Annotated in this window: 22 protein-coding genes, 1 pseudogene and 1 riboswitch; of the genes and pseudogenes, 15 read left to right on the top strand and 8 right to left on the bottom strand. The window is 69.3% G+C overall.

All coding sequences use genetic code 11. From position 1 onward, the window contains the following. The first annotated feature begins 11 nt into the window (after positions 1-11). Entirely contained in the window at positions 12-968 is a 957-nt protein-coding gene (locus ACZ5BU_RS35275) for an electron transfer flavoprotein subunit alpha/FixB family protein (protein ID WP_465705119.1), read from the top strand. A gap of 69 nt (positions 969-1,037) precedes the next feature. Here the strand turns inward: ACZ5BU_RS35275 and ACZ5BU_RS35270 are convergent, their stop codons facing one another. Continuing rightward, entirely contained in the window at positions 1,038-2,564 is a 1,527-nt protein-coding gene (locus ACZ5BU_RS35270; protein ID WP_465705117.1) for a hypothetical protein, read from the bottom strand. A gap of 120 nt (positions 2,565-2,684) precedes the next feature. On the opposite strand from ACZ5BU_RS35270, the gene ACZ5BU_RS35265 reads away from it, so the two are divergent. From ACZ5BU_RS35265 to ACZ5BU_RS35240, 6 genes are all read left to right on the top strand, one after another. Beyond that, a complete protein-coding gene (locus tag ACZ5BU_RS35265) occupies positions 2,685-3,887 on the top strand; it encodes a cysteine desulfurase family protein (protein WP_465705115.1) in 1,203 nt (400 codons plus the stop codon). Continuing rightward, positions 3,887-4,975 carry a tRNA 2-thiouridine(34) synthase MnmA gene (mnmA, locus tag ACZ5BU_RS35260; protein ID WP_465705113.1) on the top strand — a complete coding sequence of 363 codons (1,089 nt, stop codon included), beginning with the start codon at positions 3,887-3,889 and terminating at the stop codon, positions 4,973-4,975. The genes ACZ5BU_RS35265 and mnmA overlap by 1 nt, the downstream gene beginning before the upstream one ends. Further along, positions 4,972-5,949 carry a uroporphyrinogen decarboxylase/cobalamine-independent methonine synthase family protein gene (locus ACZ5BU_RS35255; RefSeq protein ID WP_465705112.1) on the top strand — a complete coding sequence of 326 codons (978 nt, stop codon included), beginning with the start codon at positions 4,972-4,974 and terminating at the stop codon, positions 5,947-5,949. The genes mnmA and ACZ5BU_RS35255 overlap by 4 nt, the downstream gene beginning before the upstream one ends. A 36-nt stretch (positions 5,950-5,985) precedes the next feature. Beyond that, a complete protein-coding gene (gene ligA / locus ACZ5BU_RS35250; RefSeq protein ID WP_465705110.1) occupies positions 5,986-8,088 on the top strand; it encodes an NAD-dependent DNA ligase LigA in 2,103 nt (700 codons plus the stop codon). Positions 8,089-8,179: 91 nt separating this feature from the next. Next, a complete protein-coding gene (locus ACZ5BU_RS35245) occupies positions 8,180-9,691 on the top strand; it encodes a hypothetical protein (protein WP_465705108.1) in 1,512 nt (503 codons plus the stop codon). 23 nt (positions 9,692-9,714) lie between these two features. Continuing rightward, complete coding sequence (locus ACZ5BU_RS35240; protein WP_465705106.1) at positions 9,715-9,939, top strand: hypothetical protein; 225 nt, start codon at positions 9,715-9,717, stop codon at positions 9,937-9,939. Between the two features lie 15 nt (positions 9,940-9,954). On the opposite strand, the gene ACZ5BU_RS35235 is transcribed toward ACZ5BU_RS35240, so the two are convergent. After that, the gene (locus tag ACZ5BU_RS35235; protein WP_465705104.1) at positions 9,955-10,599 is read right to left on the bottom strand and encodes an ACT domain-containing protein; all 645 of its coding nucleotides are present in this window, start codon (positions 10,597-10,599) and stop codon (positions 9,955-9,957) included. A gap of 221 nt (positions 10,600-10,820) precedes the next feature. On the opposite strand from ACZ5BU_RS35235, the gene gatC reads away from it, so the two are divergent. Genes gatC through gatB form a run of 3 tightly spaced genes read left to right on the top strand, consistent with a single transcriptional unit; the run spans position 10,821 to position 14,118 of the window. After that, on the top strand, positions 10,821-11,117 hold the full coding sequence (gatC, locus tag ACZ5BU_RS35230; protein ID WP_141852528.1) for an Asp-tRNA(Asn)/Glu-tRNA(Gln) amidotransferase subunit GatC: 297 nt from the start codon (positions 10,821-10,823) through the stop codon (positions 11,115-11,117). Between the two features lie 2 nt (positions 11,118-11,119). Next, positions 11,120-12,625, top strand: a complete 1,506-nt coding sequence (gatA, locus tag ACZ5BU_RS35225; protein WP_465705102.1) for an Asp-tRNA(Asn)/Glu-tRNA(Gln) amidotransferase subunit GatA — start codon at positions 11,120-11,122, stop codon at positions 12,623-12,625. Beyond that, positions 12,622-14,118 carry an Asp-tRNA(Asn)/Glu-tRNA(Gln) amidotransferase subunit GatB gene (gatB, locus tag ACZ5BU_RS35220; RefSeq protein WP_465705100.1) on the top strand — a complete coding sequence of 499 codons (1,497 nt, stop codon included), beginning with the start codon at positions 12,622-12,624 and terminating at the stop codon, positions 14,116-14,118. The genes gatA and gatB overlap by 4 nt, the downstream gene beginning before the upstream one ends. 169 nt (positions 14,119-14,287) lie before the next feature. Here gatB and ACZ5BU_RS35215 read toward each other — a convergent pair whose 3' ends face one another. The 5 genes and pseudogenes from ACZ5BU_RS35215 to ACZ5BU_RS35195 all read right to left on the bottom strand — a co-directional run bounded on the left by ACZ5BU_RS35215 (position 14,288) and on the right by ACZ5BU_RS35195 (position 19,144). Further along, complete coding sequence (locus ACZ5BU_RS35215) at positions 14,288-14,716, bottom strand: hypothetical protein (protein WP_465705098.1); 429 nt, start codon at positions 14,714-14,716, stop codon at positions 14,288-14,290. Between the two features lie 171 nt (positions 14,717-14,887). Then, positions 14,888-15,814: a PQQ-dependent sugar dehydrogenase gene (locus ACZ5BU_RS35210; protein ID WP_465705096.1), complete on the bottom strand. Its 927-nt coding sequence runs from the start codon at positions 15,812-15,814 to the stop codon at positions 14,888-14,890. A gap of 226 nt (positions 15,815-16,040) precedes the next feature. Continuing rightward, a pseudogene (locus ACZ5BU_RS35205) lies at positions 16,041-16,441 on the bottom strand (hypothetical protein). Positions 16,442-16,481: 40 nt separating this feature from the next. Beyond that, a complete protein-coding gene (locus ACZ5BU_RS35200) occupies positions 16,482-17,768 on the bottom strand; it encodes a class I SAM-dependent methyltransferase (protein WP_465705094.1) in 1,287 nt (428 codons plus the stop codon). Beyond that, complete coding sequence (locus tag ACZ5BU_RS35195) at positions 17,765-19,144, bottom strand: FAD-binding oxidoreductase (RefSeq protein ID WP_465705092.1); 1,380 nt, start codon at positions 19,142-19,144, stop codon at positions 17,765-17,767. Before ACZ5BU_RS35195 ends, ACZ5BU_RS35200 begins: the two co-directional genes overlap by 4 nt. 76 nt (positions 19,145-19,220) lie before the next feature. Between ACZ5BU_RS35195 and ACZ5BU_RS35190 the strand changes: the two genes are divergently transcribed. Genes ACZ5BU_RS35190 through ACZ5BU_RS35170 form a run of 5 tightly spaced genes read left to right on the top strand, consistent with a single transcriptional unit; the run spans position 19,221 to position 23,216 of the window. Then, positions 19,221-20,153 (top strand): 2-hydroxyacid dehydrogenase, encoded by a 933-nt coding sequence (locus ACZ5BU_RS35190; RefSeq protein WP_465705090.1) that lies wholly within the window; start codon positions 19,221-19,223, stop codon positions 20,151-20,153. A 13-nt stretch (positions 20,154-20,166) separates the two neighbouring features. Next, a complete protein-coding gene (locus ACZ5BU_RS35185; protein WP_465705088.1) occupies positions 20,167-21,279 on the top strand; it encodes a WD40/YVTN/BNR-like repeat-containing protein in 1,113 nt (370 codons plus the stop codon). Beyond that, positions 21,276-21,539, top strand: a complete 264-nt coding sequence (locus ACZ5BU_RS35180) for a MoaD/ThiS family protein (RefSeq protein ID WP_465705086.1) — start codon at positions 21,276-21,278, stop codon at positions 21,537-21,539. Before ACZ5BU_RS35185 ends, ACZ5BU_RS35180 begins: the two co-directional genes overlap by 4 nt. Positions 21,540-21,570: 31 nt before the next feature. Further along, the gene (locus tag ACZ5BU_RS35175) at positions 21,571-22,683 is read left to right on the top strand and encodes a hypothetical protein (protein ID WP_465705084.1); all 1,113 of its coding nucleotides are present in this window, start codon (positions 21,571-21,573) and stop codon (positions 22,681-22,683) included. Further along, positions 22,680-23,216 carry an AAA family ATPase gene (locus ACZ5BU_RS35170; protein WP_465705082.1) on the top strand — a complete coding sequence of 179 codons (537 nt, stop codon included), beginning with the start codon at positions 22,680-22,682 and terminating at the stop codon, positions 23,214-23,216. Before ACZ5BU_RS35175 ends, ACZ5BU_RS35170 begins: the two co-directional genes overlap by 4 nt. Here ACZ5BU_RS35170 and ACZ5BU_RS35165 read toward each other — a convergent pair. Continuing rightward, positions 23,206-24,084 carry a 5-aminoimidazole-4-carboxamide ribonucleotide transformylase gene (locus ACZ5BU_RS35165; RefSeq protein ID WP_465705080.1) on the bottom strand — a complete coding sequence of 293 codons (879 nt, stop codon included), beginning with the start codon at positions 24,082-24,084 and terminating at the stop codon, positions 23,206-23,208. The two genes, ACZ5BU_RS35170 and ACZ5BU_RS35165, sit on opposite strands and share 11 nt — an antisense overlap. A gap of 17 nt (positions 24,085-24,101) precedes the next feature. Continuing rightward, positions 24,102-24,179, bottom strand: a riboswitch (ZMP/ZTP riboswitch). Position 24,180 lies beyond the last annotated feature (1 nt).

Below are 24,180 nucleotides of genomic sequence, written 5' to 3'. Positions count from 1 at the left end.
GCGGTTGAGTAATGTCGAACGTTCTGGTTCTCGTTGACCACACCGCGGGCGCGGTCCGCAAGACGACCGCCGAGCTCCTCACGATCGCCCGCCGGCTCGGCGAGCCGGTCGCCGTGTTCATCGGCGACGGTGTTTCCGAGGCGCTTCCGGCCCTGGGGCAGTACGGCGCGACCAAGGTGATCGCGCTGTCCGACCCGGAGCTGTCGCAGTACCTGGTGGCGCCGAAGGCGGAGGCGCTGCAGCAGGTGGCGGCGAAGCTCGAGCCGTCGGCGATCCTGATCTCGTCGAACGCCGAGGGCAAGGAGATCGCGGCCCGGCTCGCGGTCAAGCTCGACTCGGGCCTGATCACCGACGCCGTCGACGTTCAGGCTGTCGACGGTGACGCTGTCACCACGCAGTCGGTGTTCGCGGGCAACTTCACCGTCCGGGCGAAGGTCACCCACGGCACGCCGATCATCACCGTCAAGCCGAACGCTGCCACCCCGGAAGCCGCTGAGACGTCGCCGGAGGTGGAGGAGTTCGACGTGACGATCTCCGACGCCGCGAAGACGGCCCGGATCACCGACTCCAAGCCTCGCGCGGCCACTGGCCGTCCAGAGCTGACCGAGGCCGCGATCATCGTGTCCGGTGGCCGCGGTACCGGCGGCGACTTCGGCCCGGTCGAAGCCTTCGCCGACTCGCTCGGCGCGGCGGTCGGCGCGTCCCGTGCGGCGGTCGACTCGGGGTGGTACCCGCACGCGTACCAGGTCGGTCAGACCGGCAAGACGGTCTCTCCGCAGCTGTACGTCGCGGCCGGCATCTCCGGCGCGATCCAGCACCGGGCCGGCATGCAGACCTCGAAGACGATCGTCGCGGTCAACAAGGACCCCGAGGCCCCGATCTTCGAACTGGTCGACTTCGGCGTGGTCGGCGACCTCCACAAGGTCCTCCCCACCGCCACCGAAGAAGTAACCAAGCGCAAGTCCTGACCCCGCAGCACCCACGAAGGCCCGGCCCGGTCACCCCGGCCGGGCCTTCGCACGCCCAAAGGGCCGGCGTCAGGGGGTGAGTTGTTGGCGGAGGGTGGTGAGGGAGGTGGTGATGGAGGCTTGGCGGACCGGGGTGTTGTCGATGTAGTCCGTCAGGGACTTGGTTGCCGTGGCGCAGCGGTCGTTGAGGTTGGTTACTTCGCCGGCGGCTCGCTCGCGGTCGGCCTTGAGGGCTGAGCGGAGTCTGACGTAGCTGTTCAGGCCGAAGGCGGCGATGACCAGGCCGACGACGATCCAGAACCAGTGGACGAGCAGCCCGAGGCCGAGTGCGACCACCACGCCACCGGCGATCAGGCCGATCGGCAGCGCATTCTGCTTGGCTGTGGCGACTCCCACGCCGGTGGTGAGCGCGGATGTCGCCGTAGCCAGCTCGAGCTGGTCCGGTCCGTCCGCGCGGACGGTGATGGTCCGCGAGCCGCTGTCGACCGTCACCTCCGACGGAGCGGGCTGGTCGGCGGTCTGCGCCAGGCTCTCCACGGCAGGCAGCACCGCCGGCGCGATAACGCGCAGGGCGGTCGCAGTCAGATGCGGATCCGCGGACATGCTCAGGTCGTCGGCGAGCAGCTTGTCGACCGTACCGGCCGAGTCCGACAGCGTCTCGACCGTGTCGGAGCCACCGGTCACACGTGCCCGCAGTACGGCGATGCGCGCCAGCGTCTCGCGCTCCGGCTCGCTGCCCTCGGAGATCAGCAGCCGCAACAACGCCGCGGCGCTGTTCTTCTCCGGTTCGGCGTCGGTGTCCGCGCCGGTCGTCAAAGCAGGGTCGGGCTCCCGGGCCTCGGTGTTGCCGACGATCGAGTCCACAGCGTCCCGGACCCGGCTCAACCGCGTCCAGGCATCGTCCTGCTGCTCCGTGGCCTTCAGACCGCGCGGCCGGGAGGCCGCGCTGCCGCGAGACTCCAGCCGCGCCAGCCAGGTGCCGTCGGGTGACGTACCCAGCTGCAGCCGCTTCACCACGAGGTCCAGCGCCTCCGCCCCGAAGCCACCTCGTGCGGCCGTCGTCCACAGCACCCGCTGTACCCGGGTAAGCGTCCCGTCGTCGTTCGGTACGCCGAACGCCGCATCCAGCCACTCGGTCCGTACCTGGTGCCGCTGCCCGAGCGCCGCCAACGCCAGCGCCAGGAAGGTCGACGTACGGCGCTCGTCGAGCTTGATCGCCGTACTCACCGCCTCCTCCTCGGGCGTCCCACCGTGCAGCGAGATCAGTGCGGTCACAGCCGGCTCCAGCCAGTACTGCGGTACGGGATCGCCGGCCGTCGGCAGCTCCGAACCGGCCGCCATCGCGCTCACCACCCGCGCCGCGTAGCGCCGGAGCTCGGCGGCGTCAGCGAAGCCGACGGTCTCGTGCCGCAGGTCGGACAGCTCGACGAACGCGTCGAAGGCCCGGGACATGCTCTCCACTTTGGTCTGCAGGCTGCCCTGGATCCGGGACAGCTGCGACCGCAGGCTGGACGTCTCGGAACGCGCGTACGACATCTCGCTCTGCAGATCCGACAGCTGCTGGTTCTGCCGGTGTTCGGTCCACCAGTCGTTCATCCGTCACCTTCCGTACCCGGTCGTCGCCCTCGGGAAGGATGACGCGCCGCGGGGGTCACCGGATCCATGACCCGCCCGGGGAGCGGGAACATCCGCGGCGGACATACCCTTGAAACCGATATGACTGCCACCGACCGTCGCACGGTCTACCTGGACCACGCGGCGACGACTCCGATGCTCCCGGCCGCGATCGAGGTGATGACCCATCACCTCAGCCGCACCGGTAACGCGTCGTCCCTGCACGGCTCCGGACGGTTGGCGCGCCGTACGGTCGAGGAGGCGCGCGAGTCGATCGCCGCCGCGCTGGGGGCGCAGCCGAGCGAGGTCGTGTTCACGTCGGGCGGTACAGAGGCGGACAACCTCGCGCTGAAGGGCCTGTGGTGGTCCCGCCTGGCGCAGGACCCACGCCGCCGCCGGATCCTGCTCAGCGGTATCGAGCACCACGCTGTCCTCGATCCGGCGATCTGGCTCGGGCAGCACGAGGGCGCCGAGATCGAGTGGCTGCCGGTCGACGAGCTCGGCCGGGTGGACCCGGACGACGTCCGGCGGGCGGTCGAGCGTGACCCGGCGTCCGTGTCGTTCGTCACGCTGATGATGGCGAACAACGAGGTCGGCACTCTCCAGCCGGTGACCGAGGTCGCGGCGATCGCCCAGGAGTACGGCGTACCCGTGCACACCGACGCCGTCCAGGCGATCGGGCAGGTGCCGGTGGACTTCGCCGCGCTCGGGGTGGACGCGATGACGGTGTCGGCGCACAAGCTCGGCGGTCCGTACGGCATCGGCGCGCTGGTCGTGCACAAGGAGACGCAGCTGACGCCGATCCTGCACGGCGGGGGACAGGAGCGCGACGTCCGCTCCGGCACCCTCGACGCGCCCGCGACGGCCGGGTTCGCGGTGGCCGCGGAGCATGCGGTGAAGTACCAGGCCGAGGAGGCGACGCGGCTGACCGAGCTGCGCGACACGCTTGTCCACGGCATCACCAGCACCGTCGAGGGCGCCAAGCTCTCCGGTGATCCGGTCGGCCGCTTGCCCGGTAACGCACACTTGTCCTTCAGCGACTGCGAGGGCGACTCGCTGTTGCTGCTGCTCGACGCGCGCGGGATCGAGGTGTCCACCGGTTCCGCGTGCAACGCCGGTGTCGCGGAGCCCAGCCACGTGCTGCTCGCGATGGGGTACGACGACCAGCGGGCCCGCGGCTCGCTCCGGTTCACCCTCGGGCACACTTCGACCCAGGCCGACGTCGACGCGGTCCTGGACAACATCGGACCAGTGGTGGAGCGCGCGAAGTCCGCCGGATTGCAGAACGTGGGAAGGAACACCTGATGCGGGTACTCGCAGCCATGTCCGGCGGAGTGGACTCCGCGGTCGCGGCGGCGCGGATGGCCGAGGCCGGGCACGACGTGACCGGCGTGCACCTGGCGCTCAGCCGCAACCCGCAGTCGTACCGCAGCGGCGCGCGCGGGTGCTGCACGATCGAGGACTCCCGCGACGCCCGGCGGGCCGCGGACGTGATCGGCATCCCGTTCTATATCTGGGACCTGGCCGAGCGGTTCCACGCGGACGTGGTCGAGGACTTCGTCAACGAGTACGCCGCCGGTCGTACGCCGAACCCGTGCCTGCGGTGCAACGAGAAGGTCAAGTTCAGCGCCGTCCTGGATCGCGCGCTGGCGCTCGGCTTCGACGCGGTCGCGACCGGGCACTACGCGCGGATCGTCGACACTGCGTCCGGCCGTGAGCTGCACCGGGCGGTGGATCCGGCCAAGGACCAGTCGTACGTGCTCGGCGTGCTCACCCAGAAGCAGCTCGCCCACGCGTTCTTCCCGCTCGGTGACACGGTCAAGACCGAGGTCCGCGAGGAAGCCGAGCGGCGCGGACTGTCGGTGGCCGCCAAGCCGGACAGCCACGACATCTGCTTCATTGCCGACGGCAACACCGCCGGGTTCCTCGGCGCGCAGCTCGGCGAGGCGCCGGGCGACATTGTCGATGCGCAGGGCAACAAGCTCGGCGAGCACGCCGGCACGCACGGGTTCACGATCGGGCAGCGCAAGGGGCTCAAGATCGGTACGCCGGCCGCCGACGGCAAGCCCCGCTTCGTCCTGGACATCAGCCCGGTCGACCGCACCGTCACCGTCGGCTCCCGCCAGGAACTGGCCGTCTCGAACCTGACCGCTTCCAAGCCCCGCTGGTGCGGCCCCGCCCCGGCTGCCCAGGTGCGTGCCAAGGCTCAGCTCCGTGCCCACGGCGAAGAGGTTCCGGTGGTCGCAACGGTCCAGGGCGATCTGGTGGAGGTCTCCTTCGAGGAGCCCACCTCCGCCGTCGCTCCTGGACAGGCCGTCGTGCTGTATGACGGAACCCGAGTGATCGGCTCCGCCACCATCGACTCGGTCCAGCGAGTCGCGGCGACGGTATGACGACTACTGGTCTCGGTTCGGTCCCCGGCGACGACATCCGCGAGTGGACGCGCACAGCACTCGAGATCGTCGACCTCCCGTTCCTGGCCGAGCTGCCGGCGCGTCCGTACGGCGACATGATCAGCCGGACGATCGCCGTACTCACAGAGCTCGCGGCTGACCTGCAGCCCGTCGGCTGGCGCCTGACCGGTGGTGGGGACGCGCGGGCGAGCATGGACCAGCGGCGGGCGCGCGCGTTGCTGCACGAAGACCTGGACGTACTGGAGGAGTACGCGTACGGCTATGAGGGCCAGCTGAAGGTACAGGTCACCGGACCGTGGACGCTTGCGGCTGCTGTGGAGCGCCCGCGCGGCGACAAGGTGCTGGCCGACTACGGTGCGCGGCGGGATCTCGCGCAGGCTCTGGCGTACGGCGTGGAGCAGCACGTGGCCGAAGTACGTAAGCGGGTGCCTGGTGCGGAGGTGCTCTTACAGGTGGACGAGCCCGGGCTCCCCGCCGTACTGGCAGGTGCTGTGCCGACAGCGTCCGGCTGGAGCAAGCACCGTTCTGTCGACGGTCCTGGGGCTGTAGAGCTTCTGAGCCTCTTCACGGGTGCTGCGCCCACGCTCGTCCACTGCTGCGCCGCAAGGCCGCCGATCGAGGTATTCAGCAAGTCAGGCGCCAGCGGGGTGGCGTTCGACGTATCCCTGCTCAACAACGCTGCGTGGGACCAGGTCGCTATTGCGGCCGAAGCAGGGACCACGATCTATGCGGGGGTTGTGCCGACCACCGGTGCCGTACCGCGGCCGGAGCAGGCCGCGCAGCCGTTGATACGGCGCTGGCGTGAACTCGGGCTCGACCCGGAACTCCTCAAGCAGGTGGTGATCACGCCCGCGTGCGGTCTCGCGGCAGCGCCGACGCCGGCCGACGCCAGGGCCCGCCTGAAACTGCTCCGCGAGATCGTCGAGGTGGTCGGCGAAGCCGCCGACGAATGAACGAAAACTGTCCGTAGCCCCATGTAAGTTCTGCTTATGAGCGAGAACGTTGGGGCGCCCGCGGAGGTTCGGACCCGGCATGCGGAGCTGAGTCAGGAGATCGAGGACCACCGCGCGCGGTACTACCTGGCCAGCCCGATCATCTCGGACGCCGACTTCGACGCGCTGATGCACGAGCTGCAGGGCCTCGAGGAGCAGTACCCGGAGCTCCGTACGCCCGACTCGCCCACCCAGAAGGTCGGCGCGCCGATCTCGACGCTGTTCACGCCGGTCAACCATCCGATGCGGATGGAGAGCCTCGGCAACGCGTTCTCCGCCGAGCAGATGGAGGCCTGGGCGAAGCGGCTCGAGCGGGAGGTGACGCTGCAGCAGATCCACGACAGCGGGTTCCTCTGCGAGCTCAAGGTCGACGGCCTCGCCCTCGACCTCGTGTACGAGAACGGCAAGCTCGTCACCGGGGCGACCCGCGGCGACGGCCGCACCGGCGAGGACGTGACTCCGAACGTGCGGACCATCAAGAGCATCCCGGAGCAGCTCCGCGGCGACGACCTCCCGGCGTTCCTGGAGGTCCGGGGCGAGGTGTACTTCCGGGTCAAGGACTTCGAGGAGCTGAACGCGCAGCTGGTCGAGGCCGGCAAGGACGTCTTCTCCAACCCCCGCAACAGTGCGGCCGGATCCCTGCGCCAGAAGGATCCGCGGGTCTCGGCCGGTCGGCCGCTGCGCTTCGTCGTGCACGGCCTCGGCAAGGTGGAGGGATACCGATTCGGCCGCCTCTCCGAGGCGTACGAGCAGCTGAAGGAGTGGGGCCTCCCGGTCAGCGACCGTGCCCGCCGGGTCGGCACGCTCGCCGAGGTCAACGAGTTCATCGCGTACTACGGCGAGAACCGGCACTCGGTCGACCACGAGATCGACGGCGTCGTGGTGAAGGTGGACGAGCTCGACCTGCAGCGCGCGCTCGGGTCGACCTCGAGTGCCCCGCGCTGGGCGATCGCGTACAAGTACCCGCCGGAAGAGGTGAACACCAAGCTGATCGAGATCGAGGTGAACGTCGGCCGCACCGGCCGGGTCACCCCGTTCGCGCACATGGAACCGGTGCGCGTCGCCGGGTCCACGGTGGAGTACGCAACCCTGCACAACGCCAAGGAGGTCGCCCGCAAGGACGTCCGCCCCGGCGACACCGTCGTCCTGCGGAAGGCGGGTGACGTGATCCCCGAGGTGCTCGGGCCGGTGGTGGACCTGCGCCCGAAGGGCTTGCCGGCGTGGGAGATGCCGACGCGTTGTCCGTGGTGCAACACGAAGCTCGCGCCGGCCAAGGAGTCGGACGTCGACATCCGCTGTCCGAACTCGCAGTACTGCCAGGGTCAGCTCCGGGAGCGGCTGTTCTACCTGGCCGGGCGGTCCGCGTTCGACATCGAGGGGCTCGGGTTCAAGGCGGCGGACGCGCTGATCCGCGGTGGGTTGATCGCGGACGAGGGCGACCTGTTCGCGCTGACCGAGGAGAAGCTGGCCGCGAGCGACTTCTTCACCACGAAGGCCGGCGCCTTGTCGGCGAACGCGCGCAAACTCCTCGCGAACCTGGAGGAGGCGAAGACCAAGCCGTTGTCGCGGGCCCTGGTCGCGCTCTCGATCCGGCACGTCGGGCCGACCGCGGCCGCGGCGCTCACCGAGGTGTTCGGCAACATCGGCGACGTGCGGGCGGCGAGCGAGCAGCAACTGGCCGAGATCGAGGGGGTCGGGCCGACCATCGCACAGGCGATGATCGAGTGGTTCCAGGTGCCGTGGCACCAGGAGATCGTGGACAAGTGGCAGGCGTCCGGCGTGGTGATGCGCGAGGAGCGGACCGGTCCGACGCTGCCGCAGACGCTGGCCGGGCTGTCGGTCGTGGTGACCGGGACGGTCGAGGGGTTCAGCCGCGACGAGGCGACCGACGCGATCGTCGGGCGCGGCGGGAAGGTCGCGAGTTCGGTCTCCAAGAAGACCTCGTTCGTGGTGGTCGGCGATTCGCCCGGATCGAAGTACGACAAGGCCGTTCAGCTCGGCGTACCGATCCTGGACTCGGCCGGGTTCCAGGTGCTGCTGGACGACGGCGCCGAGGCCGCCGAGGCGGTGGCGACCCGACCGTCCGCGGACGAGTCGTAAACGATTTTCCGGCCGAGTGGATCCGGCGGACGGACTGAGCCGTCCGACTGTTAACTTTGCACGTCGAGATCTGGGTCAGAAGGAGCAATATATGACGACGCCGCCGCAGGGACCGTGGGGTCCTGGGCAGCCGGGGGGCCAGCCAGGCGGGCAGCACGGGGGACCAGGGGGGCAGCAGCAGCCACCGCCGCAGCAGCCGCCGCAGCAAGGTGGCTGGGGGCAACAGCCTCCCGCGCAGGGTGGTGGCTGGAGTCAGCCGCCGCAGCAGCCCCAGCAGGCCCCGCAGCAGGGTCGTCCGCCGCAGCAGGACCGGCCACAACAGGGCCAGCCTGGTGGCGGCTGGGGTCAGCAGCCCGGTCAGCAGCAAGGGCAGCCTGGTGGCGGTTGGGGTCAGCAACCCGGTCAGCAGCAGGGACAGCCCGGTGGTGGCTGGGGTCAGCCGCCGCAGCAGGGCGGTGCCTACCAGCAGCAGGGTTGGGGCCAGCGTCCGCCGCAGCAGGGTGGTTGGCACCAGCAGCAGGGCGGTCAGCCGGGGCAGTGGCAGCCGAGCGGTCCGGGCGGCGGCTCCAAGGGCCCGTTCGGCATCAGCAAGGACAAGCTGCCGTTCTTCATCGGCGGTGGCGTCGTCGGCCTGATCGTGATCGCGCTCCTGGTCTTCCTCGGCATCCGTGCGTTCGGCGGTGACGACACCCCGTCGAGCCAGCCGACCAGCGGTCAGTCGACCCAGGGCGGCGACCCGTCGACGTCCCCCTCCACCAGCGCCGGCCCGGGTACGGGCGGTGAGCTGGGCAACGCGACCGGCCAGGCGAAGGGCATCACCGACAAGCTGCAGGGCATGGGCTTCGGTTGCAGCGACCTGTTCAACACCGGTCAGGGCGCACACCGCGGCTGCTTCAAGTACGAGGGCACCAAGCAGGCGGACGCGATCTTCCAGTTCAAGTCCGACGGCACGATCATCGCGGTCCGGCTGGAGACCACGGACGACGAGAACAACAACAACGCCCAGGTCGCCTTCGGCCAGGTGCTGCAGGCGGTCGGCAACGACACGTTCGGCGGCGACTCGGTCACGAAGGTCCAGGACGCGGTCAAGACCGGCCAGCAGTCGGGCGAGGTCAGTACCGGCTGGGGCGAGTTCCAGCTCAGCAACTCGGGCTCGAGCCTGCGGCTGTCCGGCCACAAGAACGGCGAGGACTCGCTGGACCTGCCGGACCAGACCTTCGACACCACGGCCGCCCAGATGACCGCCGCGCTGAAGGCCAAGTGGTACGTCTGCACCGCCTCCTGCCGCAAGGACGTCGGTCAGTACGGCTCGCAGCGGGTGTTCTTCTACGCCAGCACCGGCAAGGGCATCAAGGACCTCGAGCTGAGCGTCTCCGCGGACGGCAGCGCGGTGAAGACCGCGATGAAGTCGGTGATGGGCGACGCGTTCGGTGTCCTGCAGGGCGGTAACGCGGCCGCGGTGAAGGCGTACATCGAGGCCCACAGCGACGGCAAGCAGTACGCTGCTTATGTCGGCGGCTGGAAGGTCGAGATCGACAGCGACTCGTCGGGCAGTTACGGGTCGCAGCGGGTGTCGATCGAGTACGAGACGTTCTACGCCTGAGTCGGGTTGTACGGAGGCCGGAGTTGAAGTTCCCCCGGGAGAAGCGGGAGTCCCGGACGGTGGCACAGCCGCCGCCCGAGGCGGTCCGGCGCGTCGACGGCGGTGGGGCCTGGGGCCCCACCCAGTTCGACCTCCCGGACCGGAACGGCAGCAACAGCCAGGCGATCCTGATCGTTTCCCTGGTCGGCGTCGTCATTCTGCTGGTGATCGCCGGTCTGTGGGCCCTCGCCTACTTCCAGTTCACCTGAACCGCCCGCCGGTGATCAGGCGGTTGCGCGGATCGTGACGGCCAGGGAGGCCAGGTAGGAGAGCCGGGCTACTTCGGAGCCGAGGAACTCGGGGCCGCCGCGGCGGCCGATGACCAGGATCCGGCGTTCCGACTCCAGCGGTGCCGCGACCAGCACGGACTCCGCGAGACCCTTGTGGTCCGGAGCGTCCAGCGTGGTCGCCTTCTCCAGCGGCAGCCACTGCCCGGCGACATCGCCGAACTCCGGCGTCGCGCTGGTCTCCAGCGCCACCTTCACCTCGCTGCCGGTACCGTCCAGCAGCGCCGCCCAGTCCGCGTGCAGCACGGCCGGTGCCTGCTCGACCAGGATGTCGATCGCCTCGGCCGGTGCGGACGTCATCTGCTCGACCGCTTCCAGGTCCATGTGCAGGCCGCCACCGGCGCCGTACCGCGAGAACCAGATGACCTCGACGTCGGGAACGCTGTTGCAGGCCGAGACCAGGCGGTCCGGCAGCACGCCGGGCGGCAGGTCGACCACGATGTCGTCGACCGCGGTGCCGTTCTCCCGCCGGTGCTCGACGATCTCGATCGCGTGGATGTCGGCGCTCACCTCACCGAGGGCGGTCGCCACCACACCCAGCGAACCGGGCCGGTCGGGGATGATCAAGCGCAGCAGGAACACCGAACGATCATCTCCCAGCCCAAAACCATGCGCGTAACGCCTTGTCGCCGCCCATGTTACAGAGCGGTAGGGACAGACACGCCCGCCCATCTCATCCAGGTGTTGTCCACAGGTCGGGGGACGGCGAAACATCACTGACATCTCGCCCCCTAAGATGGCCTGGGTAACACCAGGAACCTTGCGGTGTTGCACCTCCGGTTACTGCACTCATTGGATTGTTCATGCCATCGATTACCCGCGAAGAGGTCGCGCACCTGGCGCGACTGGCGCGGATCGAGCTCTCCGACGCCGAGCTCGACCACCTTGCGCCGCAGCTCGACCAGATCATCACCCTGGTCGGGCAGGTCAGCCAGGTGGCGGCGGACGACATCCCGCCGACCTCGCACGCCCTGCCGCTGACCAACGTGATGCGCGCGGACGAGAACGTCCCGTGCCTCACCCCCGAGCAGGCGCTCTCCGGCGCGCCGGCCGCGGAGGAGCAGCGCTTCCGGGTGCCGCGGATCCTGGAGGAGGACTGACCATGAGTGACCTCACCAGGAAGACCGCAGCCGAGCTCGCGGACCTCATGCAGTCCAAGCAGGCCAGCTCGGTCGAGATCACCCAGGCCCACCTGGACCGGATCGCCGCCGTCGACGGTGACGTACGCGCGTTCCTGCACGTCGACACCGAGGGCGCGCTGGCGCAGGCGAAGGCGGTCGACGACAAGCGCGCCGCGGGCGAGCAGCTCGCTCCGCTGGCCGGTGTCCCGCTGGCGCTGAAGGACGTGCTCACCCAGGAGGGTGTTCCGACCACCGCCGGCTCGAAGATCCTCGAGGGCTGGAAGCCGCCGTACGACGCGACCGTCGTCAAGCGGCTGAAGGCGGCCGGGATCGTGATCCTCGGCAAGACCAACATGGACGAGTTCGCGATGGGCTCCTCCACCGAGAACTCGGCGTACGGCACGACCCACAACCCGTGGGACCTGACCCGGATCCCGGGCGGTTCCGGCGGTGGCTCGTCCGCGGCGATCTCGGCGTACGAGGCCCCGCTCGCGATCGGCACCGACACCGGCGGCTCGATCCGTCAGCCGGGTGCGTTCACCGGGACGGTCGGCGTCAAGCCGACGTACGGCGGCACCTCGCGGTACGGCCTGATCGCGCTGGCGTCCTCGCTCGACACGCCCGGTCCGTGTGCGCGGACGACCCTCGACGCGGCCCTACTGCACGAGGCGATCGCCGGCTGGGACCCGATGGATTCGACGTCGATCAACCAGGACGTCCCGCCGGTGGTCGCGGCGGCCCGCAACGGTGATGTCGCCGGCCTGCGGATCGGTGTCGTCAAGGAGCTCGGCGGCGAGGGGTACCAGCCCGGCGTTGAGGCGCGCTTCCACGAGGCGGTCGAGCTGCTGACCAAGCTCGGCGCCGAGGTGGTCGAGGTCTCCTGCCCGCACTTCCAGTACGCGCTTCCGGCGTACTACCTGATCCTGCCGAGCGAGGCCTCGTCCAACCTGGCCAAGTTCGACGCGATGCGGTACGGCCTGCGCGTCGGCGACGACGGCGAGAACAGCGCCGAGAAGGTGACCGCGCTGACCCGCGAGGCCGGCTTCGGCGCCGAGGTGAAGCGCCGCATCATCCTCGGCACGCACGCGCTCTCCAGCGGGTACTACGACGCCTACTACGGTCAGGCGCAGAAGGTGCGGACGCTGATCGCGCGTGACTTCGCGGCCGCGTACGAGCAGGTCGACGTGCTGGTCTCGCCGGCCACGCCGACGACCGCATTCGCGATCGGCGACCGGATCGACGACCCGATCGCGATGTACAAGAACGACCTCTGCACGATCCCGTCCAACCTGGCCGGCAACGCGGCCGCGTCGTTCCCGTGCGGCCTCGCCGACGAGGACGGACTGCCGGTCGGCTTCCACGTGATGGCGCCGGTGATGCGCGACGACCTGCTGTACCAGGTCGGTGCCGCGCTCGAGGCGGCGCTGGCCGAGCAGTGGGGCGGCGTACTGATGACGAAGGCTCCGGAGCTGGAGGTGACCCGATGACTGCCGCCGTACTGGAAATCGACGACGCGCTGGCGCAGTACGACCCGGTGATGGGGCTCGAGGTCCACGTCGAGCTGAACACCCGGTCGAAGATGTTCTGCGGCTGCCCGACCGAGTTCGGTGCGCCTCCGAACACGCAGACCTGCCCGGTCTGCCTCGGCCTGCCGGGTGCCCTGCCGGTGGTGAACGCGAAGGCGGTCGAGTCCGCGATCCGGATCGGCCTGGCGCTGAACTGCGAGATCGCCGAGTGGTGCCGGTTCGCCCGGAAGAACTACTTCTACCCGGACATGCCGAAGAACTTCCAGACCTCGCAGTACGACGAGCCGATCGCGTTCAACGGCTGGACCGAGGTCGTCGTCGACGGCGAGACGTACCGGATCGACATCGAGCGCGCGCACATGGAGGAGGACACCGGGAAGGCCACCCACGTCGGTGGTTCGACCGGCCGGATCCACGGCGCGACGCACTCGCTGGTCGACTACAACCGGGCCGGGATCCCGCTGATCGAGATCGTCACCAAGACGATCGAGGTGCCGGGGGAGAAGGCCGCCGCGGTGGCGCGCGCGTACGTCGCGATGCTGCGCGATCTGCTGCTCGCTTTGGGCGTGTCCGACGTACGGATGGACCAGGGGTCGCTGCGGGCGGACGTGAACGTGTCGCTGAAGCCGTCCGGGTCGACGGCGCTCGGTACGCGTACGGAGACGAAGAACGTGAACTCGTTCCGGTCCGTCGAGCGTGCGGTGACGTACGAGATCACCCGGCAGTCGGCGGTGCTGTCGTCCGGCGGCAAGGTGCTGCAGGAGACCCGGCACTGGCACGAGGACACCGGCATCACCACGTCCGGGCGGGAGAAGTCCGACGCGGACGACTACCGGTACTTCCCGGAGCCTGATCTGGTGCCGGTCGCGCCGTCGCGGGACTGGGTCGACGAGCTGCGCGGGACTCTGCCCGAGCTGCCGTCGGCGCGTCGTGCGCGACTGCAGAAGGACTGGGGGTTCACCGATCTCGAGATGCGTGACGCCATCAACGGCAACGCGCTGGAGCAGATCGTAGCGACGGTGGAGCTCGGTGTGAGTCCGGCGGCCGCGAAGAAGTGGTGGCTGGGTGAGCTGGCCCGCTCGGCGAACGAGTCCGGCCAGGACCTGGACGCGCTCGCGGTCGGCCCCGCCGAGGTGGCCGAGGTCCAGAAGCTCGTCGACGAGGGCACCCTCAACGACAAGCTGGCCCGTCAGGTCTTCGAGGGCCTGCTCGCCGGCGAGGGCACCCCGGCCGAGATCATCGAGAAGCGCGGCCTGGCGCTGGTCTCCGACGACTCGGCCCTGCTGGAAGCCATCGACAGAGCCATCGCCGCCAACCCCGACGTGGTCGAGAAGGTCAACTCCGGCAAACCAGCCGCCGCCGGAGCCCTGATCGGCGCCGTCATGAAAGACATGCGAGGCCAAGCCGACGCCGCCAAAGTCCGCCAACTCCTCAACGAAAAACTAGGCATCTAACACCCCCGTGCGCCCGGCACTCCACCGGGCGCACGGCGGACCGTTCGTGCGGCCGCGCGAACTGGAGAATGCGCGCGACAACTGGTCACCGCTCCAACCCCTCCCGGTCGGAGCGGGCTTCTCCCATCCCCGTCCCGAGCGAAAGCGAGGGGCGGGTGCTTTTCAGCCGTCAGGCTGCGTGTTTCTCGTCTTCGGCTTGGAGAGCGTCGGCCAGGACGGTGCGTTCGGCTCGGCCGTCGTCCACGTCCGTCGCGTCGGCGAGGAGGGTTTGGGCGACCGACAGCTCGTCGGTGGGGCAGCGGAGTTCGTAGTGGGTGGGGACGATATCTGTGGTGATCAGCTCCGGCCGGTTCCGCACCAGCCCGCGGAAAAGAGCCCACAGCGCTCCGACGAGTACGCCATACACGAAACCCCACAGCACGACCGCGAATGCGGTCAGCGTCGTCGCGGCGACCAGCGTGACGAAGACGGCCGCGAGTACGCCGACCAGCGCGCCGATGCCCGCTCCGACAGCGGTCATGCGGGCGACCGGTACCACCCTGCGTCTGCTGACCTCGCGAAGACCGGCGCCGACGATCTCCAGACTCCTCGCGTCCATCCCGTAGCTTCTCAGGTATTCGGCTGTTCGCTGAGCATCCGCGTACCTGCTCACCGATGCGATCACACTGCTGGGGACGCCAGACGCCTGGCCGGTCGGCATACAGATCTCCTCCTCGGGTCGTGTCCTTCCACAAGTACCAGACGACCGAAGAGCTGAAACGGTTGACTGCTAGGAAGTGCTGATCGTCACGCGCAGGATCCGGTCGTCGCCGTCGCGCGGCTGACCGCGCCCGTCGGTGTTCGACGTGGTCACCCACAACGACCCGTCCGGCGCGACCTCGACGGTCCGCAAACGCCCGTACCGGTGGCTGAAGAACGCCTGCGGCTCACCAATTCGCTTGCCATTGGCAACAGGTATCGCCCACAGCCGCTGCCCCCGCAGCGACGCCATGAAGATGTACCCCTTCGTGAACGCGATCCCCGACGGCGACGCGTCCACGGTATGCCACTGCGCGATCGGATCGACCATCCCGTCGAGGTTGCTGATCCCCTCCGCGGCCGGCCAGCCGTAGTTCGATCCGGGGGTGATCACGTTCAGCTCGTCCCAGGTGTTCTGCCCGAACTCGGCGGCGTACAGCTGACCCCCGTCGAACGCCAGCCCCTGCACGTTGCGGTGGCCCTTCGTGATCCACACCCGCCCGTCCGGATTCCCCGGCGCGGCCTTCCCGTCGGTGGTGATCCGCAGGATCTTCCCGCCGAGCGAGTCGTCGTCCTGGGAGTTCGGCCGATCCGCGCCGTCACCTGTTCCCGCGTACAGGAACCCGTCCGGCCCGAACCGTAACCGTCCTCCGTTGTGGATCGCCGCCTCCGGAATCCCCTGCAGAATCACCTTCTGATCCGACAAAGTCCCGTCCCGGTAGGTGATCCGCGCGATCCGGTTGTCGCTCCCACCCGAGTAGTACGCGTAGATGTACGGCCGCCCCGGATATCCAGGATCTACCGCCAGCCCGAGCAACCCACCCTCCGACGAGGCGTTCACCCCGTCGACGACCCCCACCTCAGTGACCTGCCCACCAACGATCCGCTTGATCGTCCCCGAATCCCGCTCCGCCACCAACGCGCTCTTGTCCGGCAGGAACGCCAACCCCCAAGGCACCTGAATCCCCGTGGCCACCGTCCCGGAGACGGTCAGCCGCACCGGGGGCGCGGTAGTACTCGACGTCGCCGGAGCAGACGCTGTACCCGAGCCACCGGGCGTCTTCCCGGAACACCCCGCCACCACCGCCGACGCAGCCAACACCGCAGCCACCACCGTCGCAGCCCGACCGCCCACACCGATCTCCTCCGCTAGCCCTCTCCCAACGCTAGCGGCAACACCAACCTCAACGGCGCACGCGATAGCGCACGTGAAGCACCCGGTCGCCCTGAATCACCACGTCAGGATCCTCCAACAGATGCTGCGCGTGGACAGACCCGAAGTAGGGCTTGCCGGAACCGAAGACCACGGGTACGACGTCCATGCGCACCTCGTCGACCAGCCCCGCGGCTTCCCGTCCCAGCCGTCCGTCAGGTCGAATACGTGACGGCCGACGACCGTCACCCCGATCTGGTCCCAGTACGGCCGGATGTAGTCGTACGACGTCTGCGACACCTTCAGCGCGCCGCTGTCGTCCAACGGGACGTCACCGCTCAACAACCAGTCGAACAGCGGTCCGGGTTGGTCGTTGTCGTCCGCGACGAAGCCGTCCACCGACACCGAGCTGTACGTGACCACCGTGCCCACAGGGCTCTCCTCTGCTTCGGATGCGCCCAAATTAGCTGGGTCAGCTGACCCAGGTGGGGCGGAGGGGGAAGTGGGAGTTGCCTCGGGCGTCGGGTTTCACGGCCAGGACCTGGTGGAGTTGGATGCTGTTGTGTTCGAAGCCGGCTCGGCTGGCGGCCAGGTAGAGGCCCCAGATCTTGGCGGTGGGGTGGCCGACCTCGGCGACCGCCTCGTCCCAGTGGGTGACCAGGTTGCGGTTCCAGGCGGCCAGGGTGAGGGCGTAGTGCTCGCGGAGGTTCTCCTCGTGGCGGACCTCGAAGCCGGCGTCCTGTGCCTCGGAGATGATCCGGCCGGAGCCGATCAGTTCGCCGTCCGGGAAGATGTAGCGGTCGATGAAGGCGCCGGTGTTCCGGAAGTGGTTGTCCGGGCGGGTGATGCAGTGGTTCAGGAGCCGGCCGCCGGGGCGTAGCCGGTCGAGCAGGAAGGCGAAGTACGACGGGTAGTTGCGGACGCCGATGTGTTCGGTCAGGCCGATCGAGCTGATCACGTCGAAGTCCCGTTCGGACACGTCGCGGTAGTCGAGGAAACGTACCTCGGCCAGATGCTCGAGCCCCTCGCGTTTGATCGCCGCCGACGCCCACTCGGCCTGCGCCGCGGACAGCGTGACGCCCAGGGCCCGTACGCCGTACTCGCGGGCCGCGTGCCGTACCATCCCGCCCCAGCCGCAGCCGACGTCGAGCAGCCGCATGCCCGGCTTGAGGTCGAGCTTCCGCGCGACCAGGTCGTACTTCTCGAACTGCGCCTCCTCCAACGTCGCGTCGGCATGCGGATAGACGGCACACGTGTACGTCATCGACGGCCCGAGCACCCACTCGTAGAAGGTGTTCGACACGTCGTAGTGGTGGTGGATCGCGGACTTGTCCCGCGCTTTGGAGTGCCGCAGTCCTTCGAACGTACGGCGCCACCTCGGCAGCCGCTCCTGCGGTGGCGGGGGCGGCGGCTTCAGGTGGCTCCAGCCGAGACCGCGGAGGATCCGCAGCGCCTCGGCCGCCTTCGGCCGCTGGAAGTGGAACTTGTCCAGGATCAGCCGCATCAGCTCGTACGGATCGCCCGGATGCACACCGGTGATCTCCAGGTCGCCCATCACGTACGCGCGAACCATCCCGAGGTCACCCGGCGCGGTCAGGATGTACGACAACCCGCGCTCGTTGGCCAGATGCATGTGGATCGAGGAGTCCTCAGGCCCCGCCGCACTCCCGTCATACGCCGTAAACCGAAACGGCAACCCGTCCGGCATCACGGTCAGGAGAGCCTCGGCGATCGATACCTGGGTCGCTAGCGTCGTCATCGGCGCACCACCGCCTTTTCGTAGAGCCCGGTCAGGCGGGCGTCTGGGTCGTAGCGTTGTTTTACCTTGGTCAAGGCCGGCACGTTGTAGAGCCGGTCGAAGGTGGCCCGGTCGTAGTAGGCGTCGGAGTACAGGGACTTGTGGCCGCCGAAGTCGGTGACTGCTTGTTCGATCCGGCGGTTGACGTCGCCGTCGGCGGCGCCGGGGGCGATCGGGACGGTGCCCCAGAAACCCACGTTCACGTACGTTTCGCCGGGCTTCAGCGGATACAGGGGCCAGGAGTCGGAACCGCGCAGCCGTAGCGGGCACAGCCAGACCGGGCGCATGCCGACGTTCGTGTCGAACCAGCGCAGGAAGTCCGCGAGCCGTGCGACCGGGATCTCCACGTCCTGGACGACGCGTTCCCGGGCAGGGCGCCCGCGCCGCTGGTCGATCCGGGCCGCGACGTGGTGCCGGTTCTCGAAGCCGACGATCTTGTGGAACACGTCGCTGCGCCGCCAACGACGAGGCCACAGCCGCCGTACGACGGGGTGCTGGGCGCCGAACGCCGCGGAACACCAGAACCAGTCCGTGTCCCACCGCCACAGGTAGTCGTGCGCGGTGAGGAAGTCCTGCTGCCGCTGCTGGATCGAGCGGTAGTAGATCTGCTGGCCGGTGTAGTCGCTGGTCCGAACGGCCGCGTCGCTGTTCCGCCCGAGCGTCAGGTACGCCTCGGAGGGGCTGAACGCGACCCCGTCGACGAAGTGCACCGGCTCGCCGTCGTACGTGCCCGAGGCAACGATCGTGGAGATCGCCGGGGCCAGTTCGTCAAGGTCGAGCCGGACGTGCCGGAGCGCGACGTACGGCGAGATCCGGTCGAGCTCGATCCGCAACCGGGTGGCGTACCCGAGCGTCCCGTACGAGTTCGGGAACATCCGGAACAGGTCCGCGTGCTCGTTGTCGGGCCGGGCCGTGACCAGCTCGCCGGCGCCGGTCAGGATGTCGAGCTCGAGTACGGACTCGTGCGGCAGGCCGGCGCGGAACGAGGACGACTCGATGCCGAGGCCGGTGACCGCGCCGCCGAGGGTGATCGTTTTCAGCTGCGGTACGACCATCGGCGTCAGCCCGTGCGGCAGCGTGGCCGCGACCAGGTCCTCGTACGTACACATCCCCTGCACGTCCGCGGTCCGCGCGCCCGGGTCGACGCCGATCACGCCGGTCAGGCCCGAGACGTCCAGGCCCGGGCGGTCCAGCTCGGTCCGCGGCCGGAACAGGTTCGAACTGCGCTTCGCAAGCCGGACCGGCGCGCCCCGCGGGATCCGTTCGTACGACTCCCGCAGCCGCCCGACAGCCTGATCGTGCGCCACCACCGCCGCCACATCCGATGTCGAAGGCACCGATCCAGACTACGACGCCGCCCGCCGTCTGGCACGGGAGTTCAAACTGTCGGGGCGTCCGAGTAAGTTCTCTCACATGGCTGATGTGGTGAAGGCATGGCTGCCGTGGGAGGACCCCGAGGCGTTCCTCGGCGGGGTGCCCGCGGGGTTCGACGTGGAGTTCTACGCCGGCGGCGAGCGGCCGAAGTCGCTCGACGAGGTGGAGTTCTACGTGCCGAGCTACATGGGCGGCGGTGACGTGCTCGACGTCGTCCGGGAGATGCCGGCGCTGAAGGTCGTGCAGCTGCAGACGGCCGGGTTCGAGCACGTCCAGTCGCGGCTCACCGACGGCGTGACCTTGTGCAACGCCCGCGGCGTGCACGACGCGTCGACAGCCGAGCTGGCGGTCGGGCTGATCATCGCCTCGTTCCGGAACCTGCCGCGCGCCGTCCGCGACCAGGACCGCCAGGTCTGGCCGAGCTCGTACGACCAGGTCGACGACTCGCTCGCCGACCGAACCGTGCTGATCCTCGGGTACGGCGCGATCGGCGAGGCGCTGGAGCGCCGCCTGAGCGGGTTCGAGTGCGACGTGATCCGCGTTGCGCGGCGGGAGCGGGACGGCGTACACCCGATGACCGAGCTCCCGGAGTTGCTGCCGCGTGCGGACGTGGTCGTACTGCTGACTCCGGCGACGCCGGAGACGATGCGGATGGTGGACGCCAAGTTCCTCGAGCGGATGAAGGACGGCGCCCTGCTGGTGAACGTCGCTCGCGGTGTCGTCGTGGACACGGACGCGTTGGTCGCCGAGCTCGGCACCGGGCGGATGCGGGCCGCGCTGGACGTGACCGACCCCGAGCCGTTGCCTGCCGGACATCCGCTGTGGTCTGCTCCGAACGTACTGATCAATCCGCATCGCGGCGGCGCCTCGACGGCGTTCGCGCCGCGGGTCGCCAGGCTGGTGCGGGCGCAGCTGGAGCGCTACGCGTCCGGGGAACCGTTGATCAATGTGGTGGGGGGTCCACCACGCTAGAGGGAGGACGACGATGTCCGAGGCCGTACTGCTGATCGGGACCAAGAAAGGGCTCTGGATCGGCCGGAGCGACGCTGCCCGCAAGGACTGGCGGCTCGACGGGCCGGTGCCGGAGTTCGCGATGCAGGGCGTGTACGCGGTGGGCATCGACACCCGCGGCGGCAGTGCCGGTAGTGCCAGCGGTGCCCGGCTGTTCGTCGGCGGCACCAGCGAGCACTGGGGTCCCGCGGTCTTCCACTCCGACGACCTCGGTAAGACCTGGGCCGAGCCGCCGGAGGGCTCGATCGGCTTCCCGAAGGACGCCGACGCGACACTCGAGCGGGTCTGGCAGATCCAGGCGGCGCCGCCCGACCAGCCCGGCGTCGTGTACGCCGGCTCGCAGCCGTCCGCGTTGTGGAAGTCGACCGACGGCGGCGTGACGTTCAACCTGGTCCGCGGGCTGTGGGACCACCCGCACCGCAAGGAGTGGGGCGCCGGGTTCGGAGGGCAGGCGGTGCACACCGTGCTGCCGCATCCGACCGATCCGCAGCGGCTGAGCGTGGCGATGTCGACCGGTGGCGTGTACCAGACGACGGACGGCGGCGAGAGCTGGTCCCCGGCGAACCACGGCATCAAGGCGTATTTCATGCCGGATCCGGACCCGGAGTTCGGCCAGTGCGTGCACAAGCTGGCGGCGCACCCCGACGTACCGGAGCGGATGTTCGCGCAGAACCACCACGGCGTTTACCGGTCGGACGACGGCGGCGCGATCTGGAAGTCGATCGCGGACGGCCTGCCGTCGGACTTCGGGTTCCCGATCGTGGTGCACCCGCACGAGCCCGACACCGTGTACGTCTTCCCGCTGATCGCCGACGGCAACCGGATCCCGACCGAGGCGCGCTGCCGGGTCTATCGCTCCCGCGACGCCGGCACGACCTGGGAAGCGCTGACGTCCGGGCTGCCCGAGGTCTCGTACATCCCGGTACTGCGGGACGCGATGACGACCGACACCGCCGATCCGGCCGGTGTGTACGTCGGCACCCGCGACGGCTGCGTCTACGCGAGCGCCGACGCCGGCGACACCTGGTCCGAGGTCGCGAGTCACCTGCCGGACGTACTCACCGTGCGCGCAGCGGTCGTCGGATGATCGCGGTCCGCCTGCCGACGGTGCTCCGCCCGTTCGCGGGCGGGGCCGAACGGGTGGAGGTCGAGGCCGCCACGGTGGCCGAGGCCTTCGCCGCGCTGGACGGACCGCTCAGGCGAAGACTCACCGACGAGCAGGGAGCGGTACGCCGGCACGTCAACGTGTACCTGCGCGACGAAAACATCCGCGACCTCGACGGCCTCCGGACCCCGCTGTCCGAAGGCGACGAGCTCCTCATCCTCCCGAGCGTCGCCGGCGGCTGACCGTGGCCCGGCGACTCGATACGGTACGGCGGTGCGTCGCGTTCACGAGATCGAAGTCGCTGCGTCCGCCATCGTTCGTGCGCAGTTCGAGTTCCTGGTCCGGAGGTACGGAACCGACCAGCGGTACCGCGACGGCTGGGCCAATCACAACGCGACGCACAACCTCCGGGTCGCCTGGCACGCGGCCCGGGGCGCGGGCCGGCTGGTCGAAACCGGGGCGGCGCCACCCGAGTCGGTCGGCCTCGCGTTGATCGCCGGGATCTACCACGACCACGTCCAGGAGGCCGGGAACGCGTACGACCTCAGCCCGCACCGGGCCGGCCTGATCGTGCTGGACGAGCAGCAGGCGCTGCATCGGAAGGCTCCGGTGCCGCCGTACGACCTGAGCCCGGACCGTGAGCGGTTGAGCGTGGTCGCGGCGCATCAGGCGATGAGTGAGTACGAGCAGCGGCACGGGTACGAGGCGATGGAGCTGTTCACGCCTGACGGGTACCAGGCCGTCGACGAGCTGATCATGGCCACGCAGGTGACCGCGCTCGACTCGGAGGTCGGCGTCATCACCGGAGCGACCAGTGACCGGCCCCTCGCAGCGGCAGTCAGCGACGCGGACAAGTCGGACCTCAGCTTGCGCGCGGGGCCGTACCGCGGTCTAGGGCTGTTGATCGAGCGCAACCGCGAGTCCCTGGCTGTCCCGGCGTTCAGCGACGGCACGGGGATCGCCGTGCCGCGTGAGCTCTCGATGCCGTTCCTGCAGTCGCAGCAGGGCATTTTCGGCAGTCACCGTTACACACTGCGCCAGAGCGACGAGCTCTTCCCGGACCGTGCTTTCAACGTCGACCAGTTGCGGACGCTGGTGCGTGAGCACGACCAGGGCCGGATGACTTGGGACGACCTCCTCTCGCACACGCGGCAGCTCGCTACAACCGAGCCCTTCCCGCAACGCGGCACGCCACTGGTCAGAGACCCACGTGACCTCATCGGCGACCTGCAACCAGCGCTGCGAGGCACCGCCCCGTCTGTGCGTCCGGTAGAGCCCTTGCCGCGCGCGGCTCTGACCGACCGCGACCGCGAGGGCTACGACTTCGGAGCTGCCGCGATCCTCTCACCCAAGCCGACCAAGGGCCGCGGTGATCTCGCCCGATGAACGTCCTCCTCCTCACCGGTCCGTCCGGCTCGGGCAAGACCACGGTCGCCAAGCTCGTCGCCACCGACGCCGACCGGCCGACGATGCATCTGACGACCGACGAGTACTACCGCGGCATTCGCACCGGCTTTGTCGCGCCGTATCTCCCGGGCGCCGAGCGCCAGAACGAGATCGTCGTCGATGCGATCGTCGCGACCGTCGGCGTTTATGCGCGTGGCGGGTACGACGTAGTGGTGGACGGGGTCATCGGGCCGTGGTTTCTCGACCCGTTTCGCGAGGCGGCCAAGCAGGACGGGTGGTCGATGTCGTACGTCGTACTCCGACCTGATCTGGGTACGACGTTGCGTCGCGGGCAGGACCGGCCTGAGCCGGAGCTGACCGACGCCGACGCGCTCACCGGACTGCATGGGGCGTTCGCGGATCTCGGCGCGCTCGAGGCGCACGCGATCGACACCACCGGGCTGGACGCTACGGAGACGGCCGCTCGGGTTCGTGAAGCTGTTGCCTCGGGCTCCTATTTGCTCAGTGTCTGAAGAGGCGGACGCCGGTTGCGGACCACGTGATGCCCAGTTCGGCACACGCGGCGGCGACCTCGCCGGAGCGGATCGACCCGCCGGGCTCGACGATGTGAGTCACGCCGTACCGGTGGGCTACTTCGACGTTGTCCGCGAAGGGGAGGTGGCCGTCGGAGACCATCGTGACGCCGGTGAGCGGCTCGTCCGAGTGGCGTGACCACCAGAGCGCGGCCTTCTCACCGGCCAGCCGTGTGCAGTCGACGCGTGACTGCTGCCCGGCGCCGATGCCGATCGCCATACCGTCCTTCACCATCACCACGGTGTTCGACTGGGTGTACCGGGCAACGATCATCCCGAGTACGGCGTCGTCCGGCAGGTCGTGGGGGAGTGGCGCGACGTCGCGCTCCTGCGTCAGCCGTACGCCGTACACGTCGCGAACCTCCTCCGCCGGCGGCTCGTACGATGCGTCCATTTCGAGCACCAGGTAGGTCCCGCGCTTCTTCGCCGCGAGGATCTCCAGTACGCCGTCCTCGTATCCGGGCGCGATGATCCCGTCCGACACGACCCGCTGGAGTACTGCGGCCAGTTCCGCGTCGACCGGATGCGAGACCGCCAGGAAGTCGCCGTACGACGACTTCGGATCCGCGTCCCGCGCTCGCGCATAAGCCTCTGCGACCGACGATCCAACCGCGGCTCCGGCCGGCGACACATGCTTGTACGACGCCGCAGCCGGCACCCCGAACTGCCCCGCCGCCTCCCGCACCAACTGCCAACCGGTCAGCGCATCCAGCACATTGATGTACGACGGCCCACCCGCGACCACCGTGAACGGCGGATCGTCCACCGAAGCCGCCTGCTGAGGATTCATCCCGTACCGCAACCGCATCGCAACCTCCGAGAACCTCGGGGCGCCCAGGCGGACGACGCCCCGCTCGAAAGCTCCCCGGTGGTACCCCACCCTCGCCAGTCGCGGTACCCCGAG

Source organism: Kribbella sp. NPDC031520 (genome assembly GCF_055580825.1).
This window is presented reverse-complemented; position numbering and strand designations above follow the sequence as displayed.